Annotated in this window: 20 protein-coding genes; 8 read left to right on the top strand and 12 right to left on the bottom strand. The window is 32.0% G+C overall.

Features of this window, described 5'->3' with window-relative positions:
* Positions 1-77 precede the first annotated feature (77 nt).
* The 9 genes from KA926_RS05290 to KA926_RS05250 form a co-directional block, all read right to left on the bottom strand.
* Positions 78-1,118 carry an acyl-CoA dehydrogenase family protein gene (locus tag KA926_RS05290; RefSeq protein WP_107384085.1) on the bottom strand — a complete coding sequence of 347 codons (1,041 nt, stop codon included), beginning with the start codon at positions 1,116-1,118 and terminating at the stop codon, positions 78-80.
* A 13-nt stretch (positions 1,119-1,131) separates the two neighbouring features.
* On the bottom strand, positions 1,132-1,893 hold the full coding sequence (locus KA926_RS05285) for an ABC transporter permease (protein WP_107384084.1): 762 nt from the start codon (positions 1,891-1,893) through the stop codon (positions 1,132-1,134).
* Positions 1,894-1,898: 5 nt separating this feature from the next.
* A complete protein-coding gene (locus KA926_RS05280) occupies positions 1,899-2,858 on the bottom strand; it encodes an ABC transporter substrate-binding protein (protein ID WP_107384083.1) in 960 nt (319 codons plus the stop codon).
* A gap of 13 nt (positions 2,859-2,871) precedes the next feature.
* The gene (locus KA926_RS05275; RefSeq protein ID WP_107384082.1) at positions 2,872-3,612 is read right to left on the bottom strand and encodes an ABC transporter ATP-binding protein; all 741 of its coding nucleotides are present in this window, start codon (positions 3,610-3,612) and stop codon (positions 2,872-2,874) included.
* A 241-nt stretch (positions 3,613-3,853) separates the two neighbouring features.
* Positions 3,854-4,366, bottom strand: a complete 513-nt coding sequence (locus KA926_RS05270) for a DUF4242 domain-containing protein (RefSeq protein WP_107384788.1) — start codon at positions 4,364-4,366, stop codon at positions 3,854-3,856.
* A 321-nt stretch (positions 4,367-4,687) separates the two neighbouring features.
* Positions 4,688-5,389 carry an antiholin-like protein LrgB gene (gene lrgB / locus KA926_RS05265; RefSeq protein ID WP_107384789.1) on the bottom strand — a complete coding sequence of 234 codons (702 nt, stop codon included), beginning with the start codon at positions 5,387-5,389 and terminating at the stop codon, positions 4,688-4,690.
* The gene (gene lrgA / locus KA926_RS05260; protein WP_107384790.1) at positions 5,386-5,829 is read right to left on the bottom strand and encodes an antiholin-like murein hydrolase modulator LrgA; all 444 of its coding nucleotides are present in this window, start codon (positions 5,827-5,829) and stop codon (positions 5,386-5,388) included. Before lrgA ends, lrgB begins: the two co-directional genes overlap by 4 nt.
* Before the next feature lie 120 nt (positions 5,830-5,949).
* Positions 5,950-6,714, bottom strand: coding sequence for a response regulator transcription factor LytR (locus KA926_RS05255; protein WP_107384791.1), 765 nt, complete (start codon positions 6,712-6,714; stop codon positions 5,950-5,952).
* Entirely contained in the window at positions 6,711-8,468 is a 1,758-nt protein-coding gene (locus tag KA926_RS05250; protein WP_107384792.1) for a sensor histidine kinase, read from the bottom strand. The genes KA926_RS05255 and KA926_RS05250 overlap by 4 nt, the downstream gene beginning before the upstream one ends.
* 349 nt (positions 8,469-8,817) lie before the next feature.
* On the opposite strand from KA926_RS05250, the gene KA926_RS05245 reads away from it, so the two are divergent.
* The 6 genes from KA926_RS05245 to pcp all read left to right on the top strand — a co-directional run bounded on the left by KA926_RS05245 (position 8,818) and on the right by pcp (position 15,194).
* On the top strand, positions 8,818-10,209 hold the full coding sequence (locus KA926_RS05245; protein WP_107386345.1) for an MFS transporter: 1,392 nt from the start codon (positions 8,818-8,820) through the stop codon (positions 10,207-10,209).
* A 231-nt stretch (positions 10,210-10,440) separates the two neighbouring features.
* Positions 10,441-12,036: a M20/M25/M40 family metallo-hydrolase gene (locus tag KA926_RS05240; protein WP_181187366.1), complete on the top strand. Its 1,596-nt coding sequence runs from the start codon at positions 10,441-10,443 to the stop codon at positions 12,034-12,036.
* 99 nt (positions 12,037-12,135) lie between these two features.
* Positions 12,136-12,576 (top strand): DUF805 domain-containing protein, encoded by a 441-nt coding sequence (locus KA926_RS05235; protein WP_107384795.1) that lies wholly within the window; start codon positions 12,136-12,138, stop codon positions 12,574-12,576.
* Between the two features lie 306 nt (positions 12,577-12,882).
* Positions 12,883-13,587: a DUF969 domain-containing protein gene (locus KA926_RS05230; protein WP_107384796.1), complete on the top strand. Its 705-nt coding sequence runs from the start codon at positions 12,883-12,885 to the stop codon at positions 13,585-13,587.
* On the top strand, positions 13,580-14,506 hold the full coding sequence (locus tag KA926_RS05225; protein ID WP_107384797.1) for a DUF979 domain-containing protein: 927 nt from the start codon (positions 13,580-13,582) through the stop codon (positions 14,504-14,506). The genes KA926_RS05230 and KA926_RS05225 overlap by 8 nt, the downstream gene beginning before the upstream one ends.
* A gap of 46 nt (positions 14,507-14,552) precedes the next feature.
* A complete protein-coding gene (gene pcp, locus KA926_RS05220) occupies positions 14,553-15,194 on the top strand; it encodes a pyroglutamyl-peptidase I (RefSeq protein WP_107384798.1) in 642 nt (213 codons plus the stop codon).
* A gap of 110 nt (positions 15,195-15,304) precedes the next feature.
* On the opposite strand, the gene KA926_RS05215 is transcribed toward pcp, so the two are convergent.
* Positions 15,305-15,805 (bottom strand): GNAT family N-acetyltransferase, encoded by a 501-nt coding sequence (locus tag KA926_RS05215; protein ID WP_210143725.1) that lies wholly within the window; start codon positions 15,803-15,805, stop codon positions 15,305-15,307.
* A 120-nt stretch (positions 15,806-15,925) separates the two neighbouring features.
* The gene (yidC, locus tag KA926_RS05210) at positions 15,926-16,744 is read right to left on the bottom strand and encodes a membrane protein insertase YidC (protein WP_107384800.1); all 819 of its coding nucleotides are present in this window, start codon (positions 16,742-16,744) and stop codon (positions 15,926-15,928) included.
* 229 nt (positions 16,745-16,973) lie between these two features.
* Between yidC and KA926_RS05205 the strand changes: the two genes are divergently transcribed.
* A complete protein-coding gene (locus tag KA926_RS05205) occupies positions 16,974-17,786 on the top strand; it encodes a metallophosphoesterase (RefSeq protein ID WP_107384801.1) in 813 nt (270 codons plus the stop codon).
* On the opposite strand, the gene KA926_RS05200 is transcribed toward KA926_RS05205, so the two are convergent.
* Complete coding sequence (locus KA926_RS05200) at positions 17,787-18,398, bottom strand: C39 family peptidase (protein ID WP_107384802.1); 612 nt, start codon at positions 18,396-18,398, stop codon at positions 17,787-17,789.
* Between the two features lie 162 nt (positions 18,399-18,560).
* Between KA926_RS05200 and KA926_RS05195 the strand changes: the two genes are divergently transcribed.
* Complete coding sequence (locus KA926_RS05195; RefSeq protein WP_210143724.1) at positions 18,561-19,031, top strand: GyrI-like domain-containing protein; 471 nt, start codon at positions 18,561-18,563, stop codon at positions 19,029-19,031.
* Positions 19,032-19,286 lie beyond the last annotated feature (255 nt).

Genomic DNA, 19,286 nt, shown 5'->3' with positions numbered 1-19,286 from the left:
AGTCATTTGTTTTTGAAAAGCATAGATAACTATAATAAATCTGCTGCTTCGATTTTTTGATTTTTCTATATATACGTTTACTGAGCTGTAGTGCGGTATTCTTCCTCTAATTTTCCTAAATGTCTCAATGTAGGTGTAAGTGCTGCAAAAAAGAATCCTTCTTTTAATTTACGTGCTTGTGGTGCACGTGGAGAGTATGCTCTAGAACCACCGTTGACCATTGAAGCTTGGTTTACTTCTAATAATAGATAACCAGCTTCTTTTTTAATTTTGATCAGTTGGGCAAAATCATCGTCCAGATGATTGTTGTCAATAATATGATAAAATGCGCTTTTAAGTTGTTTATATTGTTGTTCATATGCATTGATATCAAATTCTAAATATTTATTGATGCCATTTTGTGCGTCGGAAAATTTATGAATTAAATCTAACGAATCTCTGATTGAGCCGAGTGCTATAGGAATTTGTAAAGCTACAAATTGTGGTCGAATAGCAGAAGCAAAGCTTTTTGCTTCTTTTGTTATAATTTGTGATTCAGGAATCTCTACGTTATTCATTTCAATAGAAAACGTAGCTGACCCATTGACACCTAAGAAATTTGATTTTTCATCTAAAGTAATACCTTCTTGGTTGGCTTTTACAATAAGCATGACTAATTCATCTGTATCATTTGCCTTAGAAATTGCTCCGAAATAATGATCGGACGCAATATTACTTATTGCAGGCAATTTACCATTAATAATTAATGTATTGTCATTATAATGATGTGATAAATTAAATGATTCCAAATCGTTGAAAGATTTCATAGGGTTAGATAAACCTGTTGCTCCTAAAATTTCTCCATTTAACAACTGTTTTTGTAAAGTTTTATTTAAATGTGGTTGATTTGCGTTTTGTAAATATGTTGAAAAAGCTAATTGGCACCATAAACAAAAGCCTGTAGTTAAACAAGATTTTGAGACTTCCTCAATAACTTCTGAGTTGTTTTTTAAGTCATTTTCAGAAAAATAGCCATCTTTAAATAAACCTTGAATAAATGGTCTTGGGTAATAACTTCCCTCGTCAATTTCAATAACATAGGGATCTAATTCTGTTTCAATACGTTTTTGTAAAGTCATATAAATTACTCCTTTATTCTCCAAATCTAATTAAAATTAATTTTTCTAAATAACTAATAATTCTATCTATAATAAATCCAAAGAGTCCAATAAAGAAAATAGCTGATAATACATCTTCTAAATTTAACATATTGCGTGCATCTACGATTAAAAATCCTAGACCAGATTGGGCTCCAATCATTTCACCTGAAACTAAGAAAATCCAACTTGTTCCCACTGCCATGTGAATACCAGCCATAATATGTTTAAATGAAGCGGGGAATAAGATGTTACGGTACAATGTCCACCCAGTTAAATTCATATTTGATGCTATTTTTAAGTATTGAGGCTCAACATTTCTAACGCCTTTAATCGTACTAAATACGATCGGGAAAAAAGCAGCGATAAAGATGATAGCCATTGCTGGTAAACTTCCAATGCCAAACCATAAAACGACAAATGGTGACCAAGCAATAGGTGAAATAGGTCGTATAAGTTGAAATAATGGTTCTATTGCAGTGTGCAATAAACTACTGCGTCCTAAAAGAAAACCTGTCGGAACACCAATTAAAATTGCGATACTAAATCCAACGAAGAATCGAAACAAACTGATGCCCAAGTGTGTGAATATTTCCCCGGTAATAATAAAATGCCAAATACTCTGTGCTACTAAGATCGGCCCTGGAAGTAGTATAGGTTTATAATTCCCAACCCAAATGACGCATTGCCAAATAAATAAGAAAAGTATGAATGTTAGTATAGGTAAAGTTTGCTTTTTAATTAAATTGACTGACATGCTGCCTATGCCTCCTTATATAGTGTTGGATCAACGAATGATTTATACGATGGTGTTTTAAATAACTGATGTTGGTTGACCAAATGTGTAATTTCTTGATAACCATCTTTTTTAATAGATAAATCTCCATATGATGTCCATTCTGCGGATTGTGTCAATACTTTTTTGTCTTGTTTAAAGTGTTTAGACATAATATCAACGCTTTTTGATTTATCATCCATTTGATATCCAGCTTTTTTATAATCAGCGATAAAACTTTGAGCAACATGTTTTTGATTTTTTATTAGGTCAGTTCTAAGTACTAAAGCACAACAGTATGCATCGGGAATCACTTCATTACCATGTTTTAAAGTTTTTCCACTGCCCAACTTTTCTCCTAATGCGCCGAAAGGTTCAGCCACAGAATATCCAGAGATTCTATGTTCATTAAGTGCAGCTGGCATTTCTGCTGGAGCCATTTCATGATAACTGAATGTTTGATTATTTAAATTTAATTGTTTTCTCATTTCTTCCAATAATAAGTAATGTGTTGAATAACGATGGGGGATAGCAAAACGATATTGACTCCCATTACTAAAGTCATTCACTGTTTCACCTTTTTGTCCCATAATGACATTACCTTCATGATGTCCTAGCGCAACTGCTTTAATATCAGCACCTTTTTGTTTGGATTTCATAGCTAATTCTATCAAAGTTGATGCGCCATCAATCCTTCCGCTATTTAATGCATCCATAAGATCTGGCCAATTATTAAACTTAATTAATTTTAATTTGTAACCATTATGTTTGGCTTGTGCTTTTACTTTTTGAGTCATCATTAAGTTAGCAGAATGTGTAATTGGCAAGTAACCAATTTTTAATGTCTTTTGATCTTGACCATGGTTATTATTCTTCTGAACAGATTGATTACTACATGCACTTAATATAAGGATTATAATTATTGGAAAGATGATTATTTTTTTCAATAGTTACAACTCCTTATATGTAATATTCGGGTTCTGCTTGATGATGATTTAATGCGAATTTTTCCATAATGTTATTTCTTAATGTTAATAAATAACTATCATTTCTATTTCTCGGATGTGATTGTTCAATTGAATATTGGCTTATAATATTACAACCATCTCCGAGTAAGATAATGTGGTCAGAAAGATAAATGGCTTCATCGATGTCATGCGTAACTAGAATTATCGTAGCTGTAGAACGTTTTTGGAGTTGTACAAGTTGATCTTGTAATTTATAACGTGTAAAAGCATCAAGTGCGCCTAATGGTTCATCCATCAATATGACTTTTGGTTGATGTACCTGGGCACGACAAAGTGCCACACGTTGTTTCATTCCTCCAGATAATTGCTCAGGAAATGTCTTCCCTTTATGATCTAAATCAACATATTTTAAATAATTATTGATTTCATCATCACTAATTTCATGATTTAATCCTAAACGAATATTGTCATTTATATTTTTCCAAGGTAGTAAATTATGATGTTGAAAAATCATTAAACAATCAGGTGATGGATTTTGCTTTAATTGATCTTCAATTGTAACAGTGCCTGATGAAGGTGTTAAAAAACCGCCTATAATGTTCAACATGGTAGATTTACCACAACCACTTTTACCTAGAAAAGTTATTATTTTGCCTTTTTCAATATTTAAATTGAAATCATCGATTACACGATGGTCTCCAAATTGATGTTGGATGTGATTAATGCGAATCATGACAACACCTCTATTATTCCTATCTATTTAGTAAGTTTTTTGATAAAAAAAAGAGCGGTAGAAATCTAAAATGTATCATTTGATTTCATATTGCCGCTCCTTGAATAGTCTTAAGGTTATTTATAAGTTTGATCAAATCGTCAGTTCAAATTTGTATGACTGTTTTCATTGATACTTATAAATAACTTTTGCTAACTAAATCTGCGCAATTATAAATTTTAATTATAAAGAAAAGATTTAGTTATAATTTTTCAATATCGTCAATAGGTGTATCTACAGCTTTTCTTGCACGACGAACGGCATCTTCATCAGGTGCATCATATAAGCAGATACATTTTGACATATCTTCACATACATAAGTACGTTGGAATTGAACTTCAGGTACTTCTTCATAGTGGACAGAATTTTTCTTTTTACGCGCTAAATATTGGTCCATTGTAATACCTTCTGGGATATTCCACGTAACTAGGTAATCAACATGTGCATCGCCTTTTTTAACTTCTTCTAAATCTTTACCTACTAAGCGAACTTCTTTAACTAAATTAATATTGATAGATGCATCTTCAAGAAATTGTTTAGCTTCTGTGTCATTGTTAGCTTCTACAATAAAATAGCCGTGTGTTAAGTCTTCTGTTGCTTGAACTTCAATCAATGTTGGTACTTCACCTGTAGTAAGTTTTGCTGCTTTATCTTCTAAGTCTTTTTTAGACTTTGCGAAATCAAGATTATTTGCTTCGAGTAAATATAATGTCATTTAATAGAACCTCCAATGTTAATAATAAATGTATAATACAATAATTCTTATCAAAATACAAGGATATAAAAGTATATTATTTTAATTTTCTGATAATTGTTTAAAATTTTATTCTATGAATAGGACACTTTACAATGAGTTTGAACGGGTGTGTACATTAAATGTATTAGACACAACTGAAGTGAAATAGTAGGGGGAACGAGTAACTAAGTTTTGTAAAACTAAAAAAACGTCAATTTCTATTATAAATATAGAAATTGACGTTTAACATTTAGCTCGACTTGTTTATGTTTCAAGCGTTTTTAGTTTTGAGCTTAGATATTATAGTAAAACTGTTGCTAAAATTGGTGCGACAACGACTACGATAACACCTACGATTACAAGTGAAATAGAGGCCATTGAAGCTTCTGTCTCACCAAATTCTTGTGCGGATGACACTCCTAATGAATGACCACTTGTACCAAGTGCTAGTCCACGAGCAATAGGGTTTGTAATGTTAAATAACTTAATGAGTTTGGAACCTAAAGCATAGATAATGACACCATTTAAGATAACTGCTAGTGATGTTAATTCTTTGATACCACCAATATCAGCTGATACTGGTAATGCAATGGCAGTTGTAGCACCTTGTGGTAACATAGATGCAATGATTTCATTTGAAAATTGGAAAGCATTTGCAATGAAATAGATAAATACCAACGCAGCTGTTGTTCCAAAAGCAATGCCACCAAGTATCTGTTTCCAATATTTCTTAAGTACATCGCGTCGTTTATATAATGGAATTGCAAAACAGATAGTTGCAGGTTCTAAAAAGAAATTGATAATGTCGCCACCGATTTTATAATTGGCATAGTCTATGCCTGTTAATTTTAGGAAAGCAATACCAAAGACCATGCTGACAAATAATGGGGTGAATAAAAAGAAGCCATTTGTCTTCTTGAATAAAATCGTCGCTATGATAAAAGGTATAATTGATAATAAAATTCCGAAATAAGGTGTGTTAATGCCCAAATGATCTATCATAATTTTTCCTCCGCTAACTGATTAGGTTTTCTTTTCTTAGGTATAAATGATTTCGTAATTAGCATTTGTGAGAAAAATCCTGTGCATAGTAATAACAAGATTGTAGAAATGATAATTAGTAATATAATCAGAATAGGACTCTGACTTAATACGCCTAATGAATTAATAACTGATATACCTGCAGGTACAAATAAGAAACCAATATTATTTGTTAGCGTCGTACCAACTTTTTCAACTTCCCCAAGTTTAACAATCCCTGTACATAATGCAATAAATAATAAGACTAGACCTATCACTGATGCTGGCATAGGAATAGGCATAAAACTTTCGATGATATTTGATAAAAGCATGATGATTGCCAACACTAGTACTTGATGAAAAAAGTTATATGTTTTTGAATGGTTTGGCTGTTTCTCAGCTTGTTTTATGTTTGTTTCCATATTGTATTTCCTCCCGAATTAATCTTGAGTTAATTATAATATGAAAACGGTTACTGATAGTCGTTTTAAAGGTGAATTACGAAACGTATATGCTGAGTTGCATTAATTACGACGTGACACTCAAATTAATCCCATATCTTGCTTGAATGTTTTCATATATGAACGACTAACTTGGAATTTTAATGCATTTGTCATAGTGAGTTGGTAGGTATAGTTAAACCAATGTTCAATTGTTTGTATGTGTACTTTATTAACAAGAGTGGCACGGTGAATTCTCATAAACAAAGGGTTTGCAATTTTTTTCTCGTAATGATTAAGTGGCTCAGTTGTATGATAATTTTCTTGTAAGGTATTGATTGTGGTAATACCGTTATTGACAGAAATAGCAATAATATCTTCTAAATTAATGATATGAATACGCTCATCTACTTCAATAGGTAATACCATTTGTGATGTTGGTGCATTATCTTTTTGTGTGTCATTTGGATGCTGAATCACTTCAGTTGCTTGTTTGTAACTGTCATGATCTAGTGCAATTTCAACTTTGTGAATAGCTTGGGCAATACGTTTTTGTTCGAATGGCTTTAAAATATAATCCGTTGCATCTAGTTCAAATGCTTTAACAGCGAAAGTATCATGCGCTGTAGCAAATATAATATGTGGTGGGTTTTGCATTTTATTAATTTTATTAGCTAAATCTAGTCCACTCTCTTCCATTAAATTAATATCTAAAAAGATTACATCATAATGATCATAAAGTAAGAGTTCTAATGTCTCTGAAACATTTTCTGCTTCATTGATTACCTCAAAGGTACGAATTTCATTTAATAAGTAATGTAGTTCGTTACGCGCTAAAGGTTCATCATCTACAATAATTGCTCTCAATGTTTATCTTCCTCTCTTATATAAAATGGAATTATATAACTCACGTTAGTACCGTCTTTGCTAGAATGAATATGCATTTTAGCCGTAATGCCAAACAAGCCTTCTAATCTGTGGTTTAAATTTTCTAATGCGCTACCTGTGCCTAAATCCGAATAAACACGTGTTTTGCCTATGTTATTAATTTTATCATCCGGGATGCCTGAGCCATTATCTTCAACTGATATATATAATCCATCTTCTGTTTTATAAGCAGTTACGATAATACGATTGTTATATTTACGATTTTTAAAGGCATGTTTGATTGCATTTTCTATAAGTATTTGTATCGCAAATGGTGGAACAAGCGCACCATAACATGAGTCTTCAATATTAAATGAAACATCAAAACGATCTGGATAACGTGCTTGTTCAAGTGATAAATAAGCCTCGACTTGTTGTAATTCCTTCTCAAGTGAAATGGTATTATTCCGTGCACCTTGCAAATTTGAACGGAAAAATTGACTGAGTTGTAACAGTAATTTTCTCGCCTTTTCACTATCAATTCTGACTAAGGCAGAAATTGTGTTGATGGCATTGAAAAAGAAGTGTGGATTTACTTGTGCTTGTAGTGATTTGATTTCAGCATCTCTAACCAAAGCACTTTGTGTTTCAGCTTGTCCTAATTCAAGTTGACTAGAAAAAATCTCTGCAAGACCAGAAGCTAATTGTTTATCGGAATGAGAAACATCATGCTTATTTGTAAAATATAGTTTTAAAGTTCCAACAACATCATTCTTAACGCTTAGTGGAACGACAATGGCTGCTTCGAGTGGGCATTCAGGGTGATTACAACCAATATCTTCCCTTGAATATGCTTCTTTTAAAGTACCTGCTTGAATTGCTTGTTTAGAAAGATTAGTAATGATTTGTTTTTGCGCAACATGATGATCACTCGCCGCACCCACATGCGTTAATATATCTTTTCGATTGGTGATAGCTACTGCCGAAACACGCATAAGATTTAAAATAATGGTAGCTGCTTGTTTGGCAGAATGTTCATTTAATCCTGACCGGAAAAATGGTAATGTTTCATTTGCTAGTTGTAGGACATCATGTGTTTGTATTGCGCGTGTTTCTTCTTCTTGCTTAATTGTTGATAATATAATTGATAAAAAAATTGCAGTTCCGATTGAGTTGATTGAAATCATAGGTAAAGCAATGAGTTTAACTAAAGACCAAGCATGCTCTGTATTATCAGAAAAAATTAAGATACAAATCATTTGAATAACTTCTGTAGTACCGCCAATGATCGTACCTTTAACAATAGTAGGATACTGTCGTGCACGCATTGCTCTATAACCAAAATAACCTGATACTAGTGCGATAAATATAGATGAAATTAGATAGATATAAGCATCTGCACCACCAATATAAACACGGTAAATGCCTGAAATCATTGCTACAAAAATAGCAACGAATGGTCCTCCAATTAAACCTGAAACGCCGATAGTAAGCACGCGCGTATTTGCGAGAGAAGCTTCAGGATCTAAATGATTATAGACACTGCCATTAACGACTTCATTACCGTTAATTTGTATGCCTGTAAAGTTTGAAATCATAGAGAAACATCCGAAGATAATGATGAGTTGCCATTGCGAACTTCGTTTATCTCTTTGGTTCATCATTGTTTTAAAATGATTAATATTCATTAATATATAAGCGATAATAATAATAAGACCTACACGTTCTAGTAATAAAATAAATAAATTTAACATCTCATACACCTTTATAGATAATTTGTCTATCTAGTATAATACATATATTTGATAATGCATTAATTATTCTTTTAGAAAGGATTAGAAATTTTAAAAGGTGTCAATATATTTTGTGGAATAATCAAAAAAAGACACTTAATACACTTTGCGTGCTGTTTTTTAGCAATAAATTGAAGTAAATGTTATTTTTATCTTATTGACTTTTTCAAAAAAAAATTTTGAATTTTAAAAAGTCATATTTACTATGTAATCATTATTATAAGGCAAGAGGAAATGTTTTGAAGCTTGAAGCGTTAAATCATTGATAATGATTATAGTTGTTTCACGGGGATTTAGGAGGCAAAATTATATGGAATCAGAACAACCATTTGAAGGAGATAACAGACTTCTTTTAGGTATTTTTTTAAGCGTAATAACATTTTGGTTGTTTGCTCAATCGCTCGTTAATATCGTTCCTGCATTAGAATCATCTTTCTCAGCTAGTTATGGAACAATTAATGTAGCTGTAAGTTTAACCGCACTTTTATGTGGTTTGTTTGTTGTAGGTTCAGGAGGTCTTGCTGATCGGTACGGTAGAGTTAAAATGACTTATATCGGTTTGACTTTAAGCGTTCTCGGATCATTACTTATTATCATCCCGGGATTTGTCCCTTTACTTGTACTTGGGAGAGCAATACAGGGATTATCTGCGGCATGTATCATGCCTTCAACATTAGCAATTATAAATGAATACTATATTGGAAGAAGGCGACAACGCGCGTTAAGTTATTGGTCTATTGGTTCATGGGGTGGTACTGGCATTTGCTCATTCTTTGGTGGTATCATGGCTACATTTGTTGGATGGAGATCTATATTTATTATTTCGATAATGGTAGCTTTAGTGTCTATGTATTTAATAAAACACACACCAGAAACAAAAGCAGTTCAAACTGAGTCATCAAAGCGTGCCAAATTTGATTTTGTAGGGCTAATTATATTAATAGTTGCAATGCTGAGTGTCAATTTAATCATTACACAATCTTCAAATTATGGTTTCTTTTCGCCACTTATTTTGATGTTAATTGTGATATTCATCATTTCAATTATTGTATTTGTATTATTTGAAAACAAAGTTAAAAACCCTTTGATAGATTTTAAACTTTTTAAACACAAAGCATACAGTGGTGCTACAGTTTCAAACTTTTTATTAAATGCTGTAGCAGGGACACTTATTGTTGCGAATACTTATTTTCAATCAGGATTACATTTCACATCGTTTCAATCAGGGATGATGACCATTACTTATTTAATAGCTGTTTTAATCATGATTCGCGTTGGAGAAAAGATTCTTCAGGAGGTAGGTCCTAAAAAACCTATGCTTATTGGTGCAGGACTTAATGCGATAGGTATTCTATTAATCTCTTTCACATTTTTACCAACGACTGTTTATGTTATCAGTTGTGTGTTAGGTTACTTAATTTATGGTGTAGGCTTAGGTATGTATGCAACACCTTCAACAGATACAGCTGTTACTACTGCGCCGGAAGATAAGGTAGGTGTCGCATCAGGCGTATATAAAATGGCATCTTCACTTGGTAACTCATTTGGAGTAGCAATTTCAGGTACAATATTTTCTATTATGTCTACTAGCGCTAATATTCATGTTGGTGCCATGTATGGACTATGGTTTAATGCTGCACTAGCAATCATTGCATTTATATTTGTATGGATATTAGTTCCGAAAAAACAATTCAACAATTAGTATATAGTAATAAGATTTATGAAATTAATAACAAAATGAAATGCATCCTTAATGCCAGGTTAAATCTCTAGCATTGAAGGGTGCATTTTTAAATTGGTCTATAAGTCATAAACCAGAGGAATAAACGCTAATAGTATGAGTAAGTTAGTACGGAATATATAGTGATATTATTGGTTATCATTAGAAAATCATATTATAATTTAGTAAACGCTTACAAGGAGGTTTGGATTGATGCAAACTTTATGGCAAAATGAACAAAACCGTTTAGCTTTACTAAAACAACTTGTAAATCACCAAACAATTACGAATACACAGGGAGAAAAAACATTTCCGAATCTGGTAAAGCAACTGTTATTACAGCTTGATTATTTTAAGACTAACCCTAAGCAAATACAAAAAATATTGACGGATGATGATAAAGAAGCACTAATAGCCTTTTATCATGGTTCTCAATCAGGTAAAACCATTGTACTCGTAAGTCATTATGATACAGTTGGCATATCAGAATTTGGTTTAGCTCATGATTTAGCTTGTAATCCTGACAAATTAGAACAATACTTTTTAGAAAATCAAAACTATTTGGATGAAGGCGCAGTGCAAGACCTACACAGTGGAGACTATTTATTTGGTCGAGGCATCATGGATATGAAAGCAGGTCTCATGCTACATATGTCTTTAATTGAATTAGCATCGATTGAGCAATGGGATATTAATCTTATTTTAGTTACGGTTCCAGACGAGGAAGTAAATTCTTCTGGTATGAGAAAAGCAGTAGAAAAATTAGCGGAATTAAATGCTACTTACGATTTGGATATACAATTACATTTGAATAGTGAACCTACTTTTCAGCAAGCTGCATCGGATGAAAAACATTATATATACTCTGGCTCAATTGGTAAAATCATGCCAGCAGTACTGTGTTATGGAAAAGAAACACATGTTGGCCAACCTCTTGAAGGGATGAGTGCTAACTTTATGATGAGCTATATTACACAAGCAGTAGAGTATAATACACAGTTAAAAGAGTATTTTGAAAATGAATCCACTCCAGTACCTGTTACATTAATGATGAAAGATATTAAAGATACATATGATGTACAAACGCCATTTAAAACTATAGGATTATTTAATTTCTTTTTATTCAATAAAACGCCTAAAGATGTTTTTAGAGAATTTATAAATACAGTCATCACTGCTGTTGATCGTTGTGAATCAGATTGGTTGTCTGTATTAGAGGCAGAGGATTACCAATTTGATAAAAAAATTAATGTTTTGACATATGAGCAACTTAAGCAATACGCCATCAAAAAATATGGTGAGAAAACAATAGTTAATATTATAGATCAAACATTACAAGAAACGCCAGAGTTGCATTTGCAGAATATTCATATTGCCGATAAGTTGATGCAAATATGTAAAAATATTGCTCCTGCTGTAGTGACATTTTTTGCCTCACCTTATTATCCTGCTGTCAATGCTTCATATGACAAACGCGTAGCATCAACTATATCATTAGTGAAACATACATTAAACGAGCAATTTCAACGTAGCAGTGAACAAGTTCATTATTTTAATGGTATCAGTGATACAAGTTATCTAAAGTTTGATGGGGATATGGAACAGATGGCTATATATGAACAAAATACACCTAATTACAATCGAACTTATGTCATTCCTTTTAAGTCAATAAAAACCATCAGTGCACCTACATTGTTGATAGGGCCAATCGGTAAAGACGCACATAAATTGAGTGAGCGATTGCATAAGCAGAGCGCATTAATAGAATTGCCTGTAGTACTAGAAAAAGTTGTTAAATCATATATTTAAAGTAGATAAATAGTTACTACTTGTTAGAGGGTGAGTTATTACGCTATTATGAATTATAAATGTTAAAATAACCTTAATTGAAAAAATGGAGTGTCAAATATGATAGAGGCGTACAAAGAATTTTGGAAAAAATATATAGATTTTCAAAGTAAATCTAATAGATTAGAGTTCTGGACACCAGTACTGATTCATATTGTTAGTATATTTATAGTAGCTATTATTGGTGTTATTGCTTTTATTTCAGGTGCTTTTATTGTTGCTACAATTTTGTCAGTATTGGTTGGGATTTTTGTGTTGGCGATGATTATACCAATGTTTGCTGTAACTTTGCGACGGTTTTATGATGCAGGAAGAAGAAGAACTTCTGCCATTATTCTTATTGCTGTGTCCATTATTGTAAACATTTCATTTGATATGATTCAAATCAATAGTATCGCTATTATACTGAATGTAATTGCATGGATTTGTACGATTATACTAATTATTGAAACATTACTACCTTCTCGTAGTGAAGCGGATGCTAACTTAAAATGGTTATAGCATTTTAAATTCGGATGAACAAATGAGAAATAAATATTTATATGTATAATTTATGGTAGTATCCAAAAGTTTAATGTGATAGTGGAGAAATAAGTTGAGGTTGAATACGCTTGTTTTAATAAAATTAAATCAATATAAAACTTGTTTTTTATTGATTATAAGCCGATATCATTGATAGTCTGAAACATTTTTAGATGTTTCAGACTTTTTTTGTTTATTTTAGAAAATTACAAAAAATATTATCTGAAAATTCATTGTATTAAAAAAAGTAAACCTTTAATATAAAAGAAGAAAGGAGGAGATAACATGGAATGGTTGAAATTGATTGGAATTTTAATTATAGTACTTGGCTTTTTATTCAAGATTGATACGATTGCTGTGATTTTAATCGCTGCTGTAGTGACAGGACTTGTATCAGGTTTGAATTTGTACGTTATTCTTGAAACATTAGGAAAAGCTTTTGTCGATAATCGTTTAGTAACACTTTTTATTTTAACATTACCTATGGTGGGGTTAATTGAGCGATTTGGTTTGAAAAAGCAAGCCTCGAATATGATTGGTAAGGTGAATAAAGTTACGAGTGGGCGATTAATGACCATATATTTATTCATTAGAGAGTTAGCAGGTGTTGCTTCAATACGTATTGGCGGACATCCACAGTTTGTGCGTCCATTGATTAATCCAATGGTACAGGGTGCGTTAAGAACACGTTATAATTTGCAAGAACATGAAGTAGACGAAAAAGATATCGAAAAGATTAAAGCGCAGACTTCTGCGATGGAAAATTATGGTAATTTCTTCGGTCAAAATTTGTTTGTAGGGGCAGCAGGTGTATTGCTAATGGTTGGTACGTTTCAATCTTTAGATATTAAGGTGAATGCCATTGATCTTGTATTAGCGTCATTACCTATAGCTGTTATTGTCTTTTTCATTGTGTGGATAAATAATATCAGATTTGATAAATATTTAGATCGGAAATACGGTAAAAAGCAGGTGGATAGACATGAGTGAGCAAACATTAAATCAAATTTTAGAACTATTTTACATATTAATTGGTTTACAATTACTTTATACCGCATATCGCGTGTTAAAAGCATCAACAAATAGCAAAAAATATGGTACAGCTTTATTTTGGATTTTATTAGCCATTTTATTTATTGCGGGTCCATATATCCCCAATGTTATCAACGGTATATTTATCATAGTTATGGGTATACTGACACTTTGTAAACAAGTGGTTATTAAAAATATTATAGATGTTAACGAAGAGCAAGGTAATGATGGTTCACAAAAATATGGGAATAAATTATTTATACCAGCTATTGTTTTAGCTGTAGCGGCGATTATCGTTTCTAACTGGACGCCACTAGGTGGGGCAATAGGTTTAGGTGTTTCTTCGATATTAGGCTTACTTGCCGCATATATCGTCATTAAGCCAAATGGTAAATATATACTTTACGATAGCGACCGTCTAACACAACAAATTGGAACAGTTGGTATATTGCCACAATTTCTTGCTGCGCTAGGTGTACTTTTTACAGTAAGTGGTGTGGGTGACGTCATTTCGAAAGGCATATCTTCTTTTTTACCAGAGGGCAATCATCTTATAGGTGCAGCTGCATATGTCATTGGCATGGTACTTTTTACAATGTTAATGGGTAATGCATTTGCTGCATTTACAGTTATCACGGCGAGTATCGGTATCCCATTTGTTATCGCTCAAGGTGGGGACCCTGTTATAGCTGGTGCGCTTGCTATGACTGGTGGATTTTGTGGTACGTTATTGACACCTATGGCAGCTAATTTTAATACTTTACCAGTTGCGTTATTAGAAATGAAAAGAGAATTCGGCGTGATCAAAGCCCAAGCGCCAATTGCACTTATATTAATTTTGGTACATATAGGATTAATGTATGTTTGGGCGTTTTAAAGCATAAAAAGTATGTCTTAAATAAAATGAAAAGGGGATGTTAATGATGAAAATTTTAGTAACAGGATTTGATCCTTTTGGTGGAGAGAAGATTAATCCAGCACTGGAAGCCGTTAAATTATTGCCGAATGAAATTGAATCACATCAGATTGTGAAGTTAGAAATACCTACAGTTTTTAATAAAAGCAAAGAAACTATAGTTAATAAATTAAAACAAGAACAGTATGATGTTGTATTAGCAATTGGACAAGCTGGTGGAAGATTTGAATTGACGCCAGAACGTGTAGGCATAAATATTGATGATGCACGTATACCTGATAATGAGGGTAATCAGCCGATAGATGAAGTTATTCAATCATCAGGTGATGCAGCTTATTTTTCAAACTTACCAGTTAAACGCATGACAGAAGCAATTAAGTCTGCAGGTGTACCAGCGAGGTTGTCTAATACAGCAGGTACCTTTGTATGTAATCATATTTTGTATCAACTTGGATTTTTACAAGCAACACAATTTCCAAACATTAAATTTGGTTTTATACATGTGCCTTTTATTCCGCAACAAGTAACAGATAAACCTGAAAAACCATCTATGTCTATTCAAACTATTGCAGAAGGTTTGGAAGCTGCGCTCAAAGCGATTATAGAATCAGATGAGGACATCAAAATTGCTTTAGGTGAAACACATTAAGTTACTTATAGAATAGTGCATTGAAATGAAAAAGCAGTGACATGCTATGATGATAGCTGGTATCACTGCTTTTTTAGCGCATAAAACTGTGCTTATGTTTCATTGATTTTTTAATAATCATGCTCATTTCTTGAATAATTCATACGAACTTCATAATAAGTTTTTCCGAAATAAGTAGCTTGTTTATCATTGCTCATTTTAAATCCAATTTGTTCATAAAAATGGATTGCATTTTTATTTTCTTCGACTACCCATAGGGTTACATTATCAGGATAAGATAATTCCAAAGCGCGCTGTGTAAGTGCATAACCAATCATATGACGCTGATAATATTCCAGTAAATAAAGTGCGAATATTTCGCTCCAGTCGTCAGAAGAAGATGAGGATTCTGTTTTACCATAAGATATGAAACCTACTACTTCGTTTTCAACAAGCGCAACTAATGTTGGAACATCGTGTAAATAAGACTTCCTGATAAACTGCACTTTGTCTAGGTTTTCTAAGTAATTATTTTTTGATAAATGATCATAAGTTTCTAACCAACTTTCATAATGGACAAGTGCTTTACCGTATTTATCTGCTTCAGTTAATGTTCTTATCGTAAATTCCATACATCTTCCCCCTTTGTTTATCAAATTGTAAATATTATAGCATCTAATTATGCGTAAAAGAAATTTTTGAATTCAAATCAGGTAAATGAAAGTTTTACAAAATTCAATATAACGACATGACTAATTGTTTAGTTCAGTGTTAGCTTTATCGAGAGAATGCTCTAATTTTAAAGCTTCTTGTTTTGCTTGTTTAGAGTAATATGAATGGGCAAAATGCATTTGTAAAATTAAAAATAACCCACTAAATGTCCAATATAAACCAAGTGCTGCTGCAGAATGTAAAGATATGTAAGTTATAAAAATAGGTGACAATATCATCATTATATAATATGTTTTGCGCTGATTTTTAGGGTAATGCATTGCATTTACAAGAGGTTGTATGAAATAAATAACAGCTGCAATTAATGATATCCATAGATCTGGTTTTGTTAAATTGAACCATAAAAAATGGGGGAATTGATCTATTCCACCACTGCTAGGAAATTTAAGTGTCACGATTAAACCAAATAATATAGGCAATTGTATTAAAATTGGTAAACAACCGATAACACTATTAATTGGATTAATATCATAACGTTTATAAATAGTCATCAAAGCCTTATTAGCTTCACGCTTTTCTTCCTGTGTTTGTGCATCACTTACGCGTTGTTTTATATTATCAATTTGTGGTTGTACTATTTTTGTTTTTTCTCTCATCAGATGCATGTTTTTAACTTGTATTAACATAAACGGCATCAAAATAAGGCGAATCGTCAGTACAATCGTGATGATTGCTAAGCCATAATTATTACCAAATAACTGTCCTAAACCATGCAAAAACATATCAATAGGTTTTACAAATATATAATAAAATAAGCCATTTCTATCCTCTTGTTTTGAATAATCACAAGCAGTTAAAATTAAAGGTAGAAATATTAAAACAATCCATTTTTTATTCATGTATTATTTCCTCCTGCTCGAATTGTGAACAATGCAACTTTAACATATTGCATACAATGTTTAAATATTATTTAATTTGTTTTAAAAAACATTTATATGAAGCGTATACATGCATTAAGACAAATCATTTATTGAGTGATATTTAAATGAATACAAGCTGAACATTTAATGAATAAATTGAAGTTATGTCATAATGAAATTGTTAAAAGAGAAGAGGAAAGTGATAAATATGTTAATAGGCATGATTTCAGATTTACATATCGATAGACATAATAAGCTGACGCCTAAAGATTATGAGCAAGCACTAGTTGCAGTTATTAAGCAACAAAAAATTGAATTATTACTTATTGCCGGTGACGTTTCAAATCATTATAAATTAACGCAATCATTTGTGAAGGAAATCGAGATGCAAACAAAGATAAAAGTACTCTTTATACCAGGAAATCATGACTTTTGGTCAATGGATACTGACGCGACTTCTTCTGAGATTTTAGATACTTATATCGAAATGGATAATTGCTTAATTGATGAACCTTATGTCATTAATGATGAGTGGGCGATTGTAGGTAATACAGGCTGGTATGACTATACTTATGCGCATTCTAAATTCTCTTTAGAACGCATTGCGCGCAGGAAGTATTATGGTGCAACATGGCAAGATAAAGTGAAAATAGATTGGGAGATTGAAGACAAAAAATTGTCAATGATAGCTGCCAAACAGGCGATGAAAGATATTGAAAAAGTAAAAGACAAAAAAATTATATTAATGACACATATCGTGACACATCGTAAATTTGCGGTACCAATGCCACATAGAATATTTGATTATTTTAATGCATTTATAGGTACTTCAGATTTTGATGAAATTTATACGCGATATGATATTAAATATAGTATTATGGGGCATGTTCATTTTCGAAATGCTTTTGAAGAAAATGGAGTGACATATATTTGTCCGTGTCTAGGTTATCAACGAGAGTGGCGTACACCATATATAGAACAGGAAATTAACCATGCGTTACATAAAATAGAAATTAATTAATCACTCTTGAAAATGAATACTCATGCGCCCAGGTGCATTATAACTGTTTTCTAATTTCTGTTTTTTAATTTTTATAATTTGATATTTATTTGGAAAAACAGCAGGTAGAACAATTGATTTTCCTAAATTAGACCATAATGGATCGATATAATAATAATGCTTGTCATCATAACCAATAAGCACTGTAACATGAATATTTGATACTAGTTGATGATGTGTATTATCAATTTTAAATGTTTTGCTAAAAGGTTTTTGTCCTAAAACAGTGTGATAAATGATGACAGGTTGGTCTTTATCAATGATGTCACATAATGCATTTAGTGATTTTCCAGTACTATTAACAATACGTTTATCATACGTTTGTAAATAAGGTACTAAGGCAGTAGGGAAAATTGTTTGATGGTGACCCCATTTCACCCATAAGTGATGACCTACATAGCCTTTGTATGGATTATTCGCATGTTTAGGCCAGTGTTTCATGATATGTGTTGCTGGTATATTGTGATTATTGAATTGTAATATCATTGCACTTGCAATGCCTTCGCATCCCATAATCATGGGAATCGGAAATAATTGACTGATTGGTTTAACGGATAATATTTTTTTGTTCATAGGTAGAGACTCCTGTATCAATTAGTAAGAAAGATTAACATTAATTAATACGTTTATTATATATCTATATCAGTTTAAGTACCTACAAAGATGCTTGAATTATAGTTAATATTAGATATAATTTTATGAAATTGGTTATAATGTGCGAAAGGGGTTGAAAACATGGATTATAGAATAGAAACATTATCTGAAAGACCAGTACCAGTTGTAGGGGTAAAAAAGAAATATGCAACTGGACAAAAAGCACAAGAAAATATTTTTAAGTTTTGGATGGAATTTGAAGTAATGGGCTACAAAGATCGCTTGATATCACAAAGCAATCAATATCTAGAGGGGTTATTAGGTGTTTGTTTACCTAAAGAAAATGGTGAAATGCATTATTTAATAGGTGTGACAAGTGATGAACAGCAAAGTGAGTGGGAACAAGTTGATTTAGTAGAGGGTAGATATTTAGTATTTGATGCTAAAGGCCCTGTTCCGGAATCGATTAAACAAGCAATGCAAACTATTCATAGAAATATCTTACATACTTTAGATTATGAATTGCGGAGTGCTCCTTTTTTTGAATTATATAAACCAGGTGAACTACATTCAAACGACTATATCACTGAAATTTGGTTCCCAATAAAATAGTAAAGAATAAATTTTAAAACTAAAATATAAAAAATATCGCTAGTAATGCATAAACGTCCATCTCTATAACAATTCAAATAGGAATGGACGTTTTTTGCGTTTATAGAATTTTATAAATCGATAAGCTGAAGCAACCTAAGATAAAGAAACCTCTAAATGTATGCTTGGACACGCATTTAGAGGCTTCTATATTAGGGGAGAATTCAAGTTCATACACTACTTATTCATTTGTTAGTATTGATAACGGTATGAATT

This window comes from Staphylococcus sp. GDY8P94P (assembly GCF_017892255.1).
Classification (GTDB): domain Bacteria; phylum Bacillota; class Bacilli; order Staphylococcales; family Staphylococcaceae; genus Staphylococcus; species Staphylococcus cohnii.
The sequence above is the reverse complement of the archived record's forward strand: the minus strand, read 5'-3'. Positions and strand labels throughout refer to the sequence as shown.